This window comes from Flagellimonas sp. (assembly GCF_965601775.1).
Lineage (GTDB): Bacteria > Bacteroidota > Bacteroidia > Flavobacteriales > Flavobacteriaceae > Flagellimonas.
In genome coordinates, this window is sequence record NZ_OZ271837.1 from 1,816,193 (window position 1) to 1,832,990 (window position 16,798).

15 protein-coding genes are annotated in these 16,798 nt (G+C 37.9%); 6 read left to right on the forward strand and 9 right to left on the reverse strand.

All coding sequences use genetic code 11. The features are described from left to right. Window positions 1-123 precede the first annotated feature (123 nt). From ACSLUF_RS08390 to ACSLUF_RS08410, 5 genes are all read left to right on the forward strand, one after another. Window positions 124-1,431 (forward strand): alpha/beta hydrolase family protein, encoded by a 1,308-nt coding sequence (locus tag ACSLUF_RS08390; RefSeq protein ID WP_435625662.1) that lies wholly within the window; start codon window positions 124-126, stop codon window positions 1,429-1,431. Window positions 1,432-1,436: 5 nt separating this feature from the next. Beyond that, window positions 1,437-2,627, forward strand: a complete 1,191-nt coding sequence (locus tag ACSLUF_RS08395) for a Gfo/Idh/MocA family protein (protein ID WP_435625663.1) — start codon at window positions 1,437-1,439, stop codon at window positions 2,625-2,627. 89 nt (window positions 2,628-2,716) lie between these two features. Next, a complete protein-coding gene (locus tag ACSLUF_RS08400) occupies window positions 2,717-4,087 on the forward strand; it encodes an aldehyde dehydrogenase (protein ID WP_435625664.1) in 1,371 nt (456 codons plus the stop codon). Between the two features lie 142 nt (window positions 4,088-4,229). Next, window positions 4,230-5,066 carry a dienelactone hydrolase family protein gene (locus ACSLUF_RS08405; protein ID WP_435625665.1) on the forward strand — a complete coding sequence of 279 codons (837 nt, stop codon included), beginning with the start codon at window positions 4,230-4,232 and terminating at the stop codon, window positions 5,064-5,066. A 37-nt stretch (window positions 5,067-5,103) separates the two neighbouring features. Then, window positions 5,104-6,291: a PQQ-dependent sugar dehydrogenase gene (locus ACSLUF_RS08410; protein ID WP_435625666.1), complete on the forward strand. Its 1,188-nt coding sequence runs from the start codon at window positions 5,104-5,106 to the stop codon at window positions 6,289-6,291. A 23-nt stretch (window positions 6,292-6,314) separates the two neighbouring features. Here ACSLUF_RS08410 and ACSLUF_RS08415 read toward each other — a convergent pair whose 3' ends face one another. The 6 genes from ACSLUF_RS08415 to ACSLUF_RS08440 all read right to left on the reverse strand — a co-directional run bounded on the left by ACSLUF_RS08415 (window position 6,315) and on the right by ACSLUF_RS08440 (window position 12,096). Then, window positions 6,315-6,977, reverse strand: a complete 663-nt coding sequence (locus tag ACSLUF_RS08415; RefSeq protein ID WP_435625667.1) for a glutaredoxin domain-containing protein — start codon at window positions 6,975-6,977, stop codon at window positions 6,315-6,317. 832 nt (window positions 6,978-7,809) lie between these two features. Beyond that, a complete protein-coding gene (locus ACSLUF_RS08420) occupies window positions 7,810-8,484 on the reverse strand; it encodes a hypothetical protein (RefSeq protein ID WP_435625668.1) in 675 nt (224 codons plus the stop codon). A 20-nt stretch (window positions 8,485-8,504) separates the two neighbouring features. Beyond that, on the reverse strand, window positions 8,505-8,759 hold the full coding sequence (locus ACSLUF_RS08425; RefSeq protein WP_435625669.1) for a hypothetical protein: 255 nt from the start codon (window positions 8,757-8,759) through the stop codon (window positions 8,505-8,507). Between the two features lie 94 nt (window positions 8,760-8,853). Next, a complete protein-coding gene (locus tag ACSLUF_RS08430; protein ID WP_435625670.1) occupies window positions 8,854-9,861 on the reverse strand; it encodes a helix-turn-helix transcriptional regulator in 1,008 nt (335 codons plus the stop codon). Window positions 9,862-9,865: 4 nt separating this feature from the next. Continuing rightward, complete coding sequence (locus ACSLUF_RS08435; RefSeq protein ID WP_435625671.1) at window positions 9,866-11,836, reverse strand: DUF2779 domain-containing protein; 1,971 nt, start codon at window positions 11,834-11,836, stop codon at window positions 9,866-9,868. A gap of 14 nt (window positions 11,837-11,850) precedes the next feature. Further along, window positions 11,851-12,096 carry a hypothetical protein gene (locus ACSLUF_RS08440; RefSeq protein WP_435625672.1) on the reverse strand — a complete coding sequence of 82 codons (246 nt, stop codon included), beginning with the start codon at window positions 12,094-12,096 and terminating at the stop codon, window positions 11,851-11,853. Window positions 12,097-12,133: 37 nt separating this feature from the next. Between ACSLUF_RS08440 and ACSLUF_RS08445 the strand changes: the two genes are divergently transcribed. Beyond that, on the forward strand, window positions 12,134-12,259 hold the full coding sequence (locus ACSLUF_RS08445; protein ID WP_435625673.1) for a hypothetical protein: 126 nt from the start codon (window positions 12,134-12,136) through the stop codon (window positions 12,257-12,259). Between the two features lie 146 nt (window positions 12,260-12,405). Here the strand turns inward: ACSLUF_RS08445 and ACSLUF_RS08450 are convergent, their stop codons facing one another. The 3 genes from ACSLUF_RS08450 to ACSLUF_RS08460 form a co-directional block, all read right to left on the reverse strand. After that, window positions 12,406-13,626 (reverse strand): hypothetical protein, encoded by a 1,221-nt coding sequence (locus tag ACSLUF_RS08450; protein ID WP_435625674.1) that lies wholly within the window; start codon window positions 13,624-13,626, stop codon window positions 12,406-12,408. 310 nt (window positions 13,627-13,936) lie between these two features. Continuing rightward, window positions 13,937-14,239 (reverse strand): hypothetical protein, encoded by a 303-nt coding sequence (locus ACSLUF_RS08455; RefSeq protein WP_435625675.1) that lies wholly within the window; start codon window positions 14,237-14,239, stop codon window positions 13,937-13,939. 513 nt (window positions 14,240-14,752) lie between these two features. Further along, window positions 14,753-16,738: a serine hydrolase gene (locus ACSLUF_RS08460; protein WP_435625676.1), complete on the reverse strand. Its 1,986-nt coding sequence runs from the start codon at window positions 16,736-16,738 to the stop codon at window positions 14,753-14,755. Window positions 16,739-16,798: the final 60 nt, after the last annotated feature.

The following is a 16,798-nucleotide window of genomic DNA, read 5'->3' on the forward strand; positions in this document are numbered from 1 at the left end:
TAAATCAAGTTTTAAAATAGCAATAATATATTTCTTTACTGTTAAAAACTATTTCCAAATAAAATGACAGCCCTCCGATTTTGATTCAGTTTCCTTACCTTTAAGAACATCAAACCTTTTTTAATGAACCAAAAACCATTGCAAAGAACTTTGGTTATTCTACTATGCTTTTCGCTATGTGGAATATATAGCCAAAGTCAAAAAGAATTCCTCATCGGAGATGCTCTACCAGATGCTCCAGAATTGTCACAGAGAGGAAAATATGAGGTAGGTGTACAGACCTTATCCCTTGTCCACAAAAAACAAAAAGACATACTTAATATTGTTGACGGTAAGGCCCCAATTTATGATAGGCCCATAACGGTAGAAGTTTGGTATCCGGCGCAGATACCAGAAGGAGCGGAGGAGATTGTGGAATACACGCAACATTTAGGTAGAAATGGAACGGAAGGTAGACCTGTTGTGCCATTTACTTTTAAAGGAAGAGCCCTTCGGGATGCGAAGGTGCTAAAGGAAACGGATAAATACCCTTTGATTATCCTATCACACGGATACGTAGGCTCCCGTTTTTTGTTTACTTATTTGGCCGAGAACTTAGCTTCCAAGGGATATGTGGTTGCCTCCATTGATCATACAGATTCAACATACAAGGATGCGGCAAATTTTAGTAGCACGCTGGTAAATCGGTCGTTGGACCAACTTTTTGTATTAAATGAAATGGACAGGCTTTCAAAAACTGGGAGTGGTAGCTTTTTGGCAGACTTAGTGGACGTTTCCACTACCGGTTTGGTAGGATATTCTATGGGAGGATATGGAGGCTTGAATACCTGTGGTGCTGGTTATAGTGCTGCTGCAGTGGGATTCTATAAAACAATGACGGGAGGCGAAACTGCTCTTGATGAAAGAACCATAACCAGTGAAGCCTACAAAGAAATGATGGACCCAAGAATAAAAGCCTTTGTTGCCATGGCACCTTGGGGTATGGCCAACGGAGTTTGGGATGCTGAAGGATTAGCAGGATTACAGGTGCCTACTTTTTTTATTGCAGGTAGCGAAGATGATATCTCTGGATATGAAAAAGGTATAAAAGCTATTTACGAAGGTGCTGTTAATTGCGACAGGTATTTGTTGACATATATAAATGCACGTCATAATGTGGCGCCAAACCCGCCAACGGTGGATACCATGCAGGAAGGATTAAACATTGATGAATATTTGCGGTATGCCGATTCTGTATGGGATATGCGGCGTATCAATAACGTAAATCAACATTTTGTCACTGCCTTTTTTGGTATACACTTAAAAGGGGAAGATCATATGGAATACTTGAATTTGGAGCCCAATGCCACTACAGGGAATTGGAAGGGATTCAAACCAAGAACTTCCATTGGTATGGAACTTCTTCATGAAGCGCCTTCAACTCAAAAGTAAAAGAAATGAAACGCAGGGATTTTTTGCTAAGTACCGGGGCCTTGGCACTTACGGCTAGCTCTTACAGCAATATTTTAGGAGCGAACGATAGGGTTAGAGTAGCCTTGGTGGGGGCGGGGAGAAGAGGACGATGGATGTTCAAGGAAATGTTGCATGGAAACCGGGTTGAACCTATAGTGTTTTGTGATGTCTGGGATGAACAAATCAAAAGAACCCAAGAATATACGGAAGTCGACAAAGTGGAAACCACATTTGATTTGGACGACGTACTTTCCAATCCAAAAGTAGATGCTGTGGTTCTAGCCACCCCAGACCATTTGCATATGGATTATGCCATTAGAATACTTGAGGCAGGCAAGCATTTGTTGCTTGAAAAGCCAGTTACTCTCCATTACAAGGAAGGTGTTCCTCTGAAAAAGGCCGTTATGGAAAGTAATGTGGTTTGTCAGACCGGTACACAACAACGGAGTAGCTCTATGTTCCAAAGAGTGAAAGAAGAGTTTTTTGGCGGGTCGAATGTTTTGGGGGATATCATTTTCGCACGAGCCGTATGGAGCAATTTTGGATGGCAACGAAGGTCATTGAAACAACAGCCTATGCCTAAAAACTTTCAATGGGAAACCTTTTTGGGGAATTCACCTAAGATGGAGTATAGTTGGCCAAGATATGATGGTTGGAGGCATTACAAGGAATACGGAACAGGCATATTATCAGACCTTTTGACCCATTGGGGAGATGTTGCCCAATGGATGATGGATGATGCCCACCCAATGAACGCAACCACAACTGGGGGCATTTATCACCTTAAAGATGGAAGGACCAACCCCGATACGGTAAACACGATTCTTCAATACCAAGGAGGCTGGAACTTTACTTTTGAGTGCAGCATTTTACCTGTTAAAAATCAACATGATTCCGTGTTGTTTCATGGCACCAAAGGAAAATTGGAAGTTTTTCGAGCAGGTTACATTTTTACCCCGCATGAAGGTTCTCAGGTAGTATTTGAAAACAAAGAGAACCTGACCAGGGCTCATATGAAAAACTTTTTGGACGGAATAGTCTTAGGAAAGAAGGTTTCCGCCCCCATTCAAGTTGGGCTGGATGCTGTAAAACCCTCCCATTTGGCTGCCGCCTCGTATTGGAGCGGAAAACGAATGAAGTTCAATGGGGGTCAAACCGATATTATCGAAGCATAGTTCAATAACTTAAAATCCCCCTTCACCATACTGGCCCTTCAACATTTTTAACTGCAAAAAAAAGGAGGCTCTCGTGGCGCAATTAAATTATGATTAAAGCCCTAGTCCAAAATCAAAAAAACTTTTTCTCTTCCCAGCAAACCAAAGAAGTAGGCTATAGGAAAAAGTACTTGAAAAACTTATATAAAGCATTGGTTGCAAATGAAGATGCTATTTGCCAAGCCATTTATGAGGATTTTAAAAAACCAAAGTTTGAAAGCTTGGTTACGGAGACGCAGATTGTACTATCCGAGTTAAAGTATATCATAAATCATCTTGAAGAATGGGCCAGACCAGAACGGATATCCGGACCTTTAGCCAATTTTCCCTCATCCAATTGGCTATATCACGAGCCTTATGGTACTGTCTTGATTATTTCTCCATGGAACTATCCTTTTATGCTCTCCATTTCACCCTTGATAGGTGCATTGGCTGCAGGGAACACTGTGGTGCTTAAGCCTTCTGAATTAAGTCCCAATACTTCCAAAGCTCTTTTTGAATTGATAGAAGAGGTATTCCCAAAGGAGTATGTTACTGTTGTTGAGGGTGGGGTAGAAACCTCACAAGAACTTTTAGCGGAGCGATGGGATTATATCTTTTTCACCGGAAGCTCACACATCGGTAAGATTATTTATAAAAGTGCAGCAGAACACCTAACTCCAGTTACGCTGGAACTGGGCGGAAAAAATCCTTGTATTATTGATGAAACTGCAGCCATCAATTTGGCGGCAACAAGAATTACTTGGGGAAAGTTCATGAATGCGGGGCAGACCTGCGTAGCTCCAGACTATATCTTGATACACCGCAGTGTAAAGGTAAAATTTGTAGAAGCCCTAAAGGCTCAAATTCGGAAGTTTTATGGGGATTCCATTGAAGAATCCCAAGATTTTGCCAGAATCACTACAACAAAACACTATAACGGCTTAAAGGAAATGCTTTCTGGACAGACCATCCTTTTTGGTGGGTCCCATGATGACCAAACGCAATATATCGAGCCTACTTTGGTCGATGAACCAAGTTTAGACAGTCAGTTGATGCAAGGGGAGATTTTTGGGCCGATACTCCCCATTTTATCTTACGAAAAAGAGGAAGAAATCGGAAAAATTATCTTGAACTACGAAAAGCCATTGTCACTCTACGTATTTTCTAAACGAAAGAAGTTTCAGAGCAGAATAATTAACACCTATGGTTTTGGAGGGGGAGGGATTAATGATGTTGTCATGCACATCGCGAATAAAAATCTTCCTTTTGGAGGAGTAGGGGAGTCAGGAATTGGAGGGTATCACGGTAAACACTCCTTTCAACTTTTTTCGCATAAAAAAGCTATCGTGAAAAAACCAAACTGGGGAGACCTCCCTGTACGTTATCCCCCTTACAAACTACCAGAGAGGTGGGTTAAATTTTTTAAACATATTATGTGAAATGCCATAGTGTTTCTTACGACTTTAATTTCATGCATATTCCGCCTTCACAGCATTTTTCGCTATCTGGCATTTTGAATTTTTTCATTTATAGGATTGCGTTGCTTTGGCTATCTTTATCACTCTCAAAAAAACAATTACAATGAAACAATTGACCGTACTCTTGCTATGTTTTGGACTAGTATTTGCCGCTTCCTGTAAGCAGAAAAAAGCTTCTACAGAAACCACTGAAGAAATTTCTCAAGATCTTCCTGTCAAAGTAAAAGGGGAGGAGGTCTCCTACGCTTCTGATTCTACCAACCTTAAGGGATATATTGCTTTTGATGAAAATGCGACAGAAAAACGTCCTGGGGTCCTTATCATTCACGAATGGTGGGGCCATAACGATTATGTCCGTGAGCGGGCTGATATGCTTGCCGAACTGGGATATACGGCTATAGCTGTAGATATGTATGGTGATGGTAAATTGGCAGAACATCCAGATGATGCTGGAAAATTTGCTATGAGTGTAATGACCAATCTTCCAGAGGCAACAGCGCGATTTAATGCCGCTATGGATTTACTTAAAGCCCACGAATCCGTGGATTCAGAAAAAATTGCTGCCATTGGATATTGTTTTGGAGGCAGCGTGGCACTTACCATGGCCAATGCCGGAGCTGATTTGGATGCGGTTGCAGCATTCCACAGCGGGGTGCAACTTCCCGTTATGCCCAGTGCTGATTTAAAAGCCAATGTTCTGGTTTGCAATGGTGCAGACGATCCATTTATAAGTCCAGAGTCCATTGAGGCTTTTAAGGCTTCTATGGATTCTATAGGTGCTAATTATCAATACATTGCGTATCCAGGAGTAAAGCATAGCTTTACTAGTAAAGAGGCAGATGCCAATGGAGAGAAATTTGGATTGCCCTTGGCCTATGATGCAGAAGCAGACGTCAAATCTTGGCAAAGTCTTCAGCAATTGTTTGAAGACTCTTTCTAATCAAGTCAAATAACCCAAAACAATACAGAAATACTATATGAAACAATTTTCATATTCGATACTTACCATAGTATCGGCCATCCTTTTTATTGCGGGATGTAAGGAGAAAGCGGCCCAAAAAGAATCACAAGAAGGCGAACAATATGAAGAACTAGCTTCGGAACTACCCATTGAACGTTTAAAACTCCCAGAAGGCTTTAAGGTAGAGGTATATGCCGATGGAATAGACGGGGCACGTTCCATGGCCATGGGAAACAACGGGACACTGTTTGTGGGCACTAGAAATGATAAAACAGTCTATGCTATACAAGATCGTGACCACGATTACAAGGCGGACCGAGTTATGATTTTGGACTCGACTTTGGAAGTACCCAACGGAATTGCCTTTAAAGATGGTTCGCTATATGTGGCCGAAGTAAATCGATTATTGCGCTACGACAATATCGAGGAGGAATTGGACAATCCATCCGAACCCAGTGTAATCTATGATGACTATCCCACAGAATTTCATCACGGTTGGAAATACATCGCGTTTGGGCCTGACAATAAACTGTATGTTCCGGTAGGTGCACCTTGTAATATTTGCGATAGCACGGTGGCAGACCAGCGTTACGCTACAATTACCAGAATGGACGCCGATGGCTCCAATAGGGAAATCTATGCCCATGGAGTTCGAAATACCGTTGGATTTACCTGGCATCCGGAAACCAAAGAAATGTGGTTTACTGACAATGGTCGTGATATGATGGGGGATGACATACCACCTTGTGAACTCAACCGAATCACTGAAAAAGGACAACACTTTGGCTATCCGTTCTGCCATGGTGGCATTGTAAAGGACCCCGAATTTGGAGACCAAAGACCCTGTAAGGATTTTATCCCGCCAGTTCAGGCTATGGGTGCGCATACAGCACCGTTGGGTGTCAAGTTTTACACTGGGGATATGTTTCCAGAAAAATATAAGAACCAAGCATTTATAGCGGAACACGGCTCCTGGAACCGTTCCAAAAAAGTGGGCTACAAGATATCGTTAGTGGAGTTGGAAGACAATAAAGCGGTTAGCTATACCACATTTTTGGAAGGTTGGTTAGACCATGACAGCCAAGATCAGTTTGGGCGCCCTGTGGACATTTTATTTTTGGAAGATGGTTCCATGCTTATATCGGACGACTATGGGGATGCAATTTACCGGGTAACCTACGATAGAAGTGTAGCTCTGAATTGATACTATGGGGAGCTGCAGAGGTCTCATTCTTTTTCGACTTCTTCCATCATTTGGTCAAAATCGGTAATCCAACTGTAGAGTTTACCGCCCAAGCTAATTATTGGGGAAGACAACGAATCCATTTCAGGGACAGATTTGGACAAGTATTTACCCAATTGCTCTTTTACGTCGGGTTTTTCATCCAAGGAAACACTTCGAAACAAGAAGTTTTGAGCATTGAGCTTGCTGACGATACTATCACAGCTATTACAACCGTCAAAAGTATAGATGGTGATTTGCTTTTTTGGCTTGACTTTAGGAGGCGGGAGGTCCAATTTCGTGTACTCTTTTTTCACCGCCCGTTTTGACAAACTGTCTCTTTTTTTGAAGATTTTGCTGTATACGGGTGTTTTATCCCGAAGTAAAATAATGGTCTTTAAATGTACTTTGGAGGCGGCGGGAACCCGAATCCATCTAGGTTTGGCCGCACTCTGTCTAAAATTCTTGCCCTTAACCTCAAAAAGTACATCATAGTCTGTGTAGGTTCTGTTCTCGGCAAAAAAGGTAATCCGATTCTTCGATTTGGACTCAACAACTTTGATAGAGCCTAGCTGTGCGTGGCTAGAAGTTGCGAAGAGACATAACAACATGACTGTAGCCGTAAACCTAAACTTTGGGAGGCGTATTTCTTTTTCATTTGATAGCATACCTTAAAATACGGCAAATGATTGAGTTTTTAAAAATATTGGGGTGAAAGGTGGTGTCTTACAGATTGGTTTATAAGTCTTTGGTTCTGGACAAAGATTGGATTATTAAAAATTCTATTTGACATAATATAAATTATAGTACAAATGTATTGTTTTGCTTTTCCAGCTGTTTATCCATTTGATAGCTATAATTCTATTATGTAAAATATCCCTCAACCTTTCGTCATCTATGGGAATTAGGAACAGGGCCATGAAACATTGCCTAGCGGTCGGCTGCGCCGCATGTTTTCATTTGTATCTATAATTTGCCGTTATGTAAAATAGCCGCTCGGCCAACAGCACATTGCTTTCATAAAAAGTAAATGCCCAAGCATTTATTTTTATACGCAATTCTCAGCCACTTGGCCAGCGCCATTAAAAGCTCAACTTTTCGTTATTATTGAAACATTTGGTTTAATTGGAGATCTGGAGAAGAAAAATTTCAGGAGCATTTCGTCAGCTTGCCGCAAAAGCTTAAAATTTAGCGGAGCGTAAATTTCTAAGCACTTGCTCATATCCTCCTCCGATTTAGCTTTTTTTGTGGGTGCTTCTAATATTATGTCAAATAGGATTGAAGCCTTTCGTTGTTCTTTCCTTTCTTTTTTCTTGATAAAAAAGAAACAAAAAATCAAGAAGAAAATATGCTTCCTCGCTCCCTTTGTGTCTTAATAGCTACGCTATTGGGCTATGCCCTTACACAAAGCCCAGGGCAATGGCTCTTTGTGTCAAGCCACAAATTCACCCCAGCGCCAGCCCGCATTTTCTTCCTGCCCCGAATTCTTAATCGCTTAAATTATAAGTACTCTTTTAGAGATTTCATGGTTTCATCAATTGTAGAGGGAATGTCACCACTTAAAATTTTATCATAACCCACTACTTGAATATTTGCAATATCAATAGTCATACAGGCAGAGGGATTAACTATATAATCTTCAGAGTAATAAGATGATAAAAATCTATACAAAGCTTCCGAGTAAATACCCAAATCACTTGGCTTGAATCCTTCCTGCCAAACAACAAGCCAGATTCCACCAATACTTTTATTATTCTTTGCTCCATAAGAAAATATATGTTGTGGTAAAATCTGAATGGGTAAACCATTCATGTCTAAAACAGACTTTGGTTTTGATAAAAAAGTTAAATTCGGTGATGGCATCCAGTGGGAAAAATCGAAGTCAATATATTTTTCAAGTATTTCGATATTCCTCCTATACATGTTCTTAACTTGGGGTGTCGTGTTTAGGTTATAAAGAGCCGAAACCTCATCTATTTTATCCGTGATATGTGATTTGTCATTTTCTCTAAAAGCACCACTAATTGCACTTATACTTCTTACCCAATAATTTCCTCCCCCATCTGAAACGGATTTTTTAGCAACTTTTAATCTGTTAGTAAAAGTCGTTTTTTGCGATTTAGACAATCTTCTAAATTCAACAAGTTTCTTTACAGGTAGTTTCTGAATAGCCATTTGAGATTCGAAATATTGGGTTAACCATTCTTTTTTTGATTGTACTTAGGATTATTACCACTATGATTTCTGCGATAATTTTTTAACTGACGTGTTTCTTCTCTGATAGCTCCGGTTGGCGTTTTTGCTCTTCCAACTACTTGCATATGTGTAAATTTTTTACCAGATTCTCTATGCTGAACCTCTCTTAATTCTGGATTACTTGTTGTTCCCTTGTAAACAATTTTTCTTCCAACTTTAAGGTTGTAATTGTAGGTATTTCTTTTTTTCTTCATAACAAAAATCTTAAATGAAAATATTATTAATCGCTACGAAGAAAAGACGACATGACGCAACCTATGTTCGCCATGAAAAAAATTAATAAAGAATTTATTTTTTTGAGATATAGTTACTTAAGGCACCTTTAAAAATATCAATGAATTCTGCTCTTAGAAAGGCTGGTGAGACTATTTCAGCTGTTTTTCCATAGCTTAAAATTTTCGAGTAAAACTCGTATGAAGGTTTTACAGAAACCTTTATAATAAACTTCATGTCATCGTCTTCTAAAATTTCTTGTGTGTTGTGGATGGGAAGAGCTTTTATATAGTTACCTTGATCAGGATTAAAGGAAATAACAACTTCAATAGGTGGTTTGTGAGATACAGTTATGCCAAAAGAATACTTGAAGTATTCTACGCTATCGAACTCAATTGCTTGGAACTCTTCATCTAAAATTGAAACATCTACGATTCTATCAAGTGCTAAAGTAATTAGACTTTCATTTTTGTAATTAACACTAATTACGTACCATAATTTTTTGTCTTCTTTAAGTAAAATTGGCTTTACCCTATGTCTCTTAATTTCGTCATCGAACTTTTGATAGTCTATTTCTAATACTTTTTTCTTAGCAATAGAATCTAAAATATCAGCAATAAGTTCTGTTCCACCAATTAATGGGTGTTTCTCGGTTTCTAAAATAGTTTCCTTCTCAAATAATTCTTTAACATTTGGCGAGATATTTGAGTTTTCTATTACCTTTTTTACCGCTTTGGTAATTTCACTAAAGAGAGGGTATTCCTTATACTGACTTATTGTTTTAGCGTAAAAAAGTAGAGCACTTATTTCATCTGGTTCTAATTCTAATGAAGGAAATATATGTTTTGGGATTTCTTCATAATAATATGTTTTGGTAGCAGTATCCTTATTTATTGGAAGAAAAAAGCCAAGTTCCGTGTCTTCGGCCAAATCTTCCAAGTCCTTCTGAATAGTTCTTAATCTTACCGGAATTCCAGCATCATTGCAAATTTCTACGATTCGAGTTGATTTATGCTTACCTCCCCTTCTAAGTACATTGTGAATTATTCTATACCTTTTTAAAGCCTCTTTATTTTTTGGCATAATATCAAACAACTAATTCTTTAAAATGTTCATATAACATTACCATTGCTAGGGTATCCAATTCGCAATATTTCAATAAAGCCGAGGTTATTTCCTCAATTTCTGCTTTCGACATATCGGTATATTGAAGTTTGCCGTAGGCAGTTAAAGCTGCACCTCCGTCATTAATGTTTTCAATTTCAGAAATTGATTGCTCAATTTTTTCTTCAGTCCAATCATCAAAGACAGGAGGAAGACAGTCGTATGGATTGATTAACTGTCCTTCATCTCCCCATCTTAACCAAACAAAATTATTTGGAAAGTTTGTTGATGTCAAAGAGATATCACCGATAGATTTTGAGTATTTGTTTTTCAAGAAGTCACTGCTATAAAGTGCTGCGGGTAGCAGGTCTTTTAAGGAATTTGAACCATTTGTTGCTGGATTAAAGTAAAAGCTCTTTGCTACCTGCCATAGATCGACCATATCTCTTTCTCCTTTCCATTTATTTGGGCTTTTCCCTGTGGAGTGTGTAATGCTTTCAATAAATTCAATCAAAGAGTCCCTATCTTTTTCATCTGATTCCATTAGTTGGTAGTGAATTGCATTTAATACGGTGTTTTCATGATTATGAAATCTAAAAATCGTTCCACCATCATTTTCAAGGACTTTTTTTAATTCGCGTATAAAATCAAAATTTGGAAAATACCCTGCTTTATTGCTTATATATTCTGAGCAATGGAGAATATCACCACTCTTTTCATAGGAATGATGAGAAAATTGAAAGGCAATTTGTTCATATGGTTTTCGCCCTTTTGAAAAAGGTAAAGCTGCAGTACATGTTTCAAAATCAATAAAATGCAGTGGAAATTTCCACTTGTTCATTTCTTCTGCTAGCCCTATTTTATCAACATAAATTGAAGAATCATAGTTCACGGCTTTTTCTATTTGTATCCAGGCTCTTTCAGTATTTGACAACTTACCTACCTCTTCTTTATAACCAATATCTTCTTGGGTCATTAATTCTACAAAAAATTTATTGCTGTCAAATAGTTTGGCTGACTTTCTCCAGTCTATTCCACTTATATCGAACAAACTGGTTTTATTGAAATCCTCTGTTCTCCAATTATGTTGCCTTATGAAACACTCTTTAAAACCAGATTTAAGTTCAGTTTCGTTACTTTCTTTCGTGATTTTGAATTCACATTTATTACACTTTGAGTATGAAGTTGGAACATTTTTATACTGATCATTAATATATGCTTGTTTATATTCTTCAATAGCATCAACAAAATTTAACCCATTGGAATATATATGTTTTCCATTTTCAATGTTCTCCACAATATCGGTAACTTCAAGCCTTCCCAATATAGAATTCCCTAATTCACTTTTAGATTGAACCAATACATTAACTCCAGTTCTATTATTTGCTTGTTTTGTAATTCTAAAAAGTTGATTTAACCCATCAATGGATGCTTCTTGTGTTTTATCAGCCATCAGAATAAATGACTTTATTTCCCATTGTGGGTAGCAGAGTTGCATGACGTATTTTTGAAAGGCAACATCAAATAAATAGGGTTTCCATTTACTATCAATCCCCCCTCTTTTTCCAATGAAAATGTGCTCATTATTAGGTTCAAATGATTTTGACTTTACCTCAATTAATTCGACTTGATTTCCTTTTTTAACTATAATATCTGTTCGAATAAAGAGTCCATCATATAAGAAAGCGGCTTCGTATAGGATGACATTATCTCGTTTAAGTAATATTTTGGTATGTTCCGAATGCTTTAGATAATCCCAATCCTCTCCTTCTAAAAGATGACCACCTGGATAATATAATCTAGCTAATTCTTCAACCTGAAACCCTCCTTTCGCCAATGCCTCCAAAAAAGGATTCTGATCTTTCTGATTAGCATATTCTTTTTTACCTGTATAAAACAATTTGTTAGGACACTCTAGGCCTATTTTAAATCTTGATTTGGATAATACTCTCATTTGACAATCAGTTTCTATGAATTAGCACTTTTTGTATAAAAGAATACCCCTAAACCAGAAAAAGCAGTTGTTAAAAAAATTACACTAATGGTGAATAGCATTAAACTGCAGTATTCTAAAATATTTACCGCCTTTTCTTCACGAAAAGGTCTGTCATCATTAATTGAATTGAACCTTTCAGTTAGAATTTCTCCCTTTTGACTTGTTGAAACTCTTATTACCTGCATGTCTTCAGTATATGAGTACTTCATATCCTTCACAAAAAGACTTTTAATTGCCAAAAACGAAAAAAGTGAAATGAAAGAAACCACAATTAAGATTATAGACGTTTTTCTAACTTTGACCAAAGAAGAAAGCTTATCCTCATATAAGAACACGAAAGGAATCGATAGCAAAGCAAATGAAGTGGGAATCCCTATATAGAATTCAGATAGAACTGAATCTTTAATATGAGATGTATTTGAAAAATAAATGATTGTAGGCAGTACAACACTAAAAGAAGCCAATATGCCCCAAAACGATTTCAAAAATTTGGAAAACTTATTAAAATTAAAACCTCCCGCCATCGTTTAAAATTTAATTTTTAGTAGTTTCTTGGTTGCCTTTGTAATTTCCTTATCTACATTATTGAGTATTGCAGTTTTGGATACTTTCTCAACCGGCGTGATTGCATTGTTTTTACCAATAACCGCTTCTGCAATTTTTTGGGCCTCCATATTGGACTTTGCAATGGCTATTATCTCTTTTTGTTTCTCAAGGTAGTCCTTAGCAGCTTGGACAAGTAGATACGTGACATCTTTTTTGGACCAAATATTCAATACCGTGTTTGTCGAAGCTGTGGTATCGTCCCCTCCCTCCTCTTTTTCGAAGGCAGAACTACTAGATAAGAAAACTGGCACAGTGGCATCAATAATTGTTTTTGAACTTTTGTATTTCTCTACACTGATAATTGCTGACTGAAATAAATATAAATGGTCAAGTTGATGCATTGTCAATGTAGTATCGGCCAAATATCTTTTTACAACTCCATTCTTTACAATTGGATTCAATTGAGAAAAAAGTTCATCAATAGACTTTCCATTTGGCCCAGACCAAACTCTTGTACCAATATCATTGAGATCATATTTCAACTTATAACCCCTGCTACTATTTACTGCAATTGACGCGGATGCTATGCCTGGTACTTCACCGTTATTTTTTGTTAAGAAGCTACCAGTAAAAAAAGCCTCAATCTTTTTATCAAGATTACCATACTGGATAGGGTTTTTAACGGCTTTTAAGACGGACGCATCAATTCTATCAATTTCATTACCTTCTTTGTCTCTAATCGATAAACCACCAAAGAATGTATTATATGCATCATCTGCAGGTATTACTTTTCTGGAATTCTCGGGTGGGGTGTCACTTATTGCTTTTAAAAGATTCTGATATGATATTTCATCATTCCCAACCTCATCCATAGTGGCGGTCATAGTAATAATATGCTCACTGTTTCTTCTCAATAATGTAGATTCAAAAAACTTGAAAAGACCTTTAGTTCCAATTTGCCCTAGAACAACGAATTTTTGTCCTTTTCGAACATCTCTAAGTCTAATGAAGTCAGGTGTTTCAGAATTGGCCTGCATAGTTTGTGTAAATACTTCGGACATACTTTCAATTGGAGTAGAAATTTCACCATGCCTTACTTTAACCACTATCTGTTCGTCCAAGGTATTGTTGAACTTTAACTTAACTTGTCCATTAATATTAAAGGTTATTAATGCTAAAAGTAAAAAGTGATAATGCTTCATGACTATGATATTTATTTAGTGTTCAAATAATATTTTAGTAGTTGGTCAAGCTCGAAAATTCTAATTTCAATCGACATTTTCAATACCCGTTTATAGGTATTTATGGGGGAGAAAACAAAAGGAAGTAAGTCAATCGTTTTGGAGTACTTCAATATAAAAATTGAATACGAAAATCTGCTGCACAAAAACCTTAGAAATTCTGGGGTTTTTCCGCAATTTTTAACTACAAGAAATAGTTTGTTGATGTCAAACAAAAAATCCTTCCAACATATATAAATTAGAAGGACTTTTAACCATTCAATAGGGGTTTTTAGGCTTTGAGCACAGAAAGCCTAGATGACAATTTCAATAAAAAATTGATATGAACAGATGTTAGAGATACACAGTCAAAAATGTGCTTTTTAGATAAGCCCAATACTTTGTTTTCAATACTACCAGATAGCATGCTATGCAAACCATCGATATGGCCTTCTAAAGAATTTACGTCAAAATAGTCATCAATTGTGGCAATAATTTCAAGTATTGCTTGCTTTTGTTTTGAGTCTCCAACGTTAAGTTCCTTTTGTAATTGTTGGTACCATTCATCATGGATTTGGTTTTTTCTTGTAGACATAAAGAAAATTTTAAAAGCGGAGCCACCCCGTCAGCCCTGTCTACACAGTCTAGGACTGGAAGCGGTACTTTCGTGGCCGCTGGACTTGTGAGCGACTCCTTATCGATAAATAATTGTTTTAGAATTTTCCTAAAACCGTGTAGACGTCGTAAAGATACAAATGTTTATCATATCCCATTCCACACACATTACCCTCCCCTCCTACCTCGGGTCGTGTAAAAAGTGTTCCATTACCTTTTTTTGAAGAAGATTTTTAGAAGAAATTTTTCAGGGAGTGATGTACAAACTTTCGCTTTTACCAAAGCTCAAGTTACATAACATGGTACATTATGAAACATTAATATTCCATGATTAGCCATGGTGCCTGTGCTGAGGCCTACCGAAGTATAAAATTACTTTGGTTGTCGTTTCTTAATTGAGAATCCTTATGTAGGTACAACTCATAAAAAAGCGACCCCAGAACAGGTCTGGGGCCGTTTAAATCTTTTAACGCTTTAGGTCCTTAAAAATAATTCAATTTTTGGCAAATGCCGGTACAACGGTTTCAAAAATAGGCTTCATAATTTTGTCATCATCCCGGTCAAAACCTGAGATGACCATAGTCAAATCAAGTTCTTCTACTACTATAACGCGCTGTCCACCGCCTCCCCAAGCCAAGGTCATATCATAGCTTTTGTTTCCAACCTGTACTGGGGTATAGTACCAAAAATAGCCATAACGATAATTCTTGGGCATCCAATCTATCGCAGGTTTCACAATACCACTAGTAGCTTTTTTTAGATAGGCTGCAGAAATGAACTGCTCCCCATTCAATTTACCTTCGTTTTGCACTAATTGTCCAAACTTGAGCATGTCACGAGGCATAATACTAGCCCTCCATCCCGCTTGAGGCAAACCACTGGCATGATTAGACCATTGGTAATTGGTAATACCGAGTTTGTCGAGAAATTCTTCCTGGATAAAGTTTTCAGCTGTTCCAGGCACCACGGCATCAATAACGGTCATAACCATCATGGGATTAAAATTACCGTATAAATAGGTCTGAGTCTCATTGGTAATGGGCTTACTACGTTCAAAAAGTGTCTGCACCAACCCCTGCCTTTTTAGTTTGACAGAATCATTTTCAACTTCTTTCCATTTTTCGCGGTCAATCGTTAATCCCCCTTGCATAGTCAATGCCTTATGCAACGTGATTTTTTCGGTCCCTTTCGTAAATTTTTTAGAATCTAGGTTCTTCAAGAACTCCGTTATAGGTTTGTCTAGATCGTCCATGCTCAAATAGCCTAACTGAATAGCTCTTCCCAAGATCATACTCGTATATCCTTTTACAGCGGAAGCTTGTCCATGCGGTAAATTGATACGCCCTTTTTTATAATAGGACTCAAAAACAAGTTTGTTTTTGTGTGAAATAAGCAGGGCATCGTAGTTCCCATATGTATCCTCAAAAATCTCTTGGGCAACATTTAGGATGGCGTTCTTTTCATTAGTATCTAAGGCTAATTCACCAACTGATATCCCATCTTCCCTATCTTCGGGAGCTGTGCTAACAAAGGCATTATTAAGGTGGGGGATTTCCCGGAACGAAGCATCATAGTCATCAACTGCAACAGGTGACATTGAGGATGACAGCCAGGCGACGCCTTCTACAGCTATCCTTGGGAAAGCGGTTTGGTGATCACCTTTAATGGTTTTACTCTGCAGGGATACCTTCAAATGTTTTCTATCCCTAAGTAAATCCTTAAATTCCTCAGTAGTTTCATCCCTTTCCTTCTCTAAGGTGCCGTATGCCATAAATACATTGGCATGCAATGTCTTGTCCTTATCCGACTCGGCAGCTACAAGTTTGGCATTGATCTCCGACAGATAGGACATTGTGCCTTTGCTCAATGGACTGCCAAGAATGTAATTATCAAAAGTCTCGGGTTGCGTAAGCAGTATATAAGCACCGAATCCTCCGCTCAGTGAGTAACCAAAGTAGCTACGACTGTTGGGGTCAGTACGGTAGTTTGTATCGACATAATTGATCACATCGTTCCGTATAAATGCCAAATGATTTTCGGCCTGTCCAAATTTTAGCAAAGGATGATTCGGGTTTGACTTTTTCCAGAATGAATAATCGGTAAATCGGCTGGCATGCGCCCCGTATTGTTCCAATAAATCTTTTCCGATGTCCTTCCGCCATGAAATTCCAACCAGAATAATATCTTCCAACAGATACTCCGTGGCCCCAGATAGCATTTCGAGATGCCATTTGGCATCTGTATAGTAAAGGACTGGATATGTTTTAGAGGTGTTCTCCTCATAACCTTCTGGCAACTCTATGTAAAGTTCATAGTTCCTCGCTGTGTTGGTATCTTTTATAGGGATAACTTGAATCTGTGGTGATACGAAGGAAGCGCTGTTTGTTGTTGATGTAGTTGCTTTTTTGCCATTCTCTTGGGCAAAGGCAGTATTTGTAATTATTGTTACCGCTAGTACAAATAATTTATTGACTTTCATTTTGAAATTTTTTGTTGATGATGTATGTAGACCTTTAGCAAGCTGCTAAATGGCTTCTAA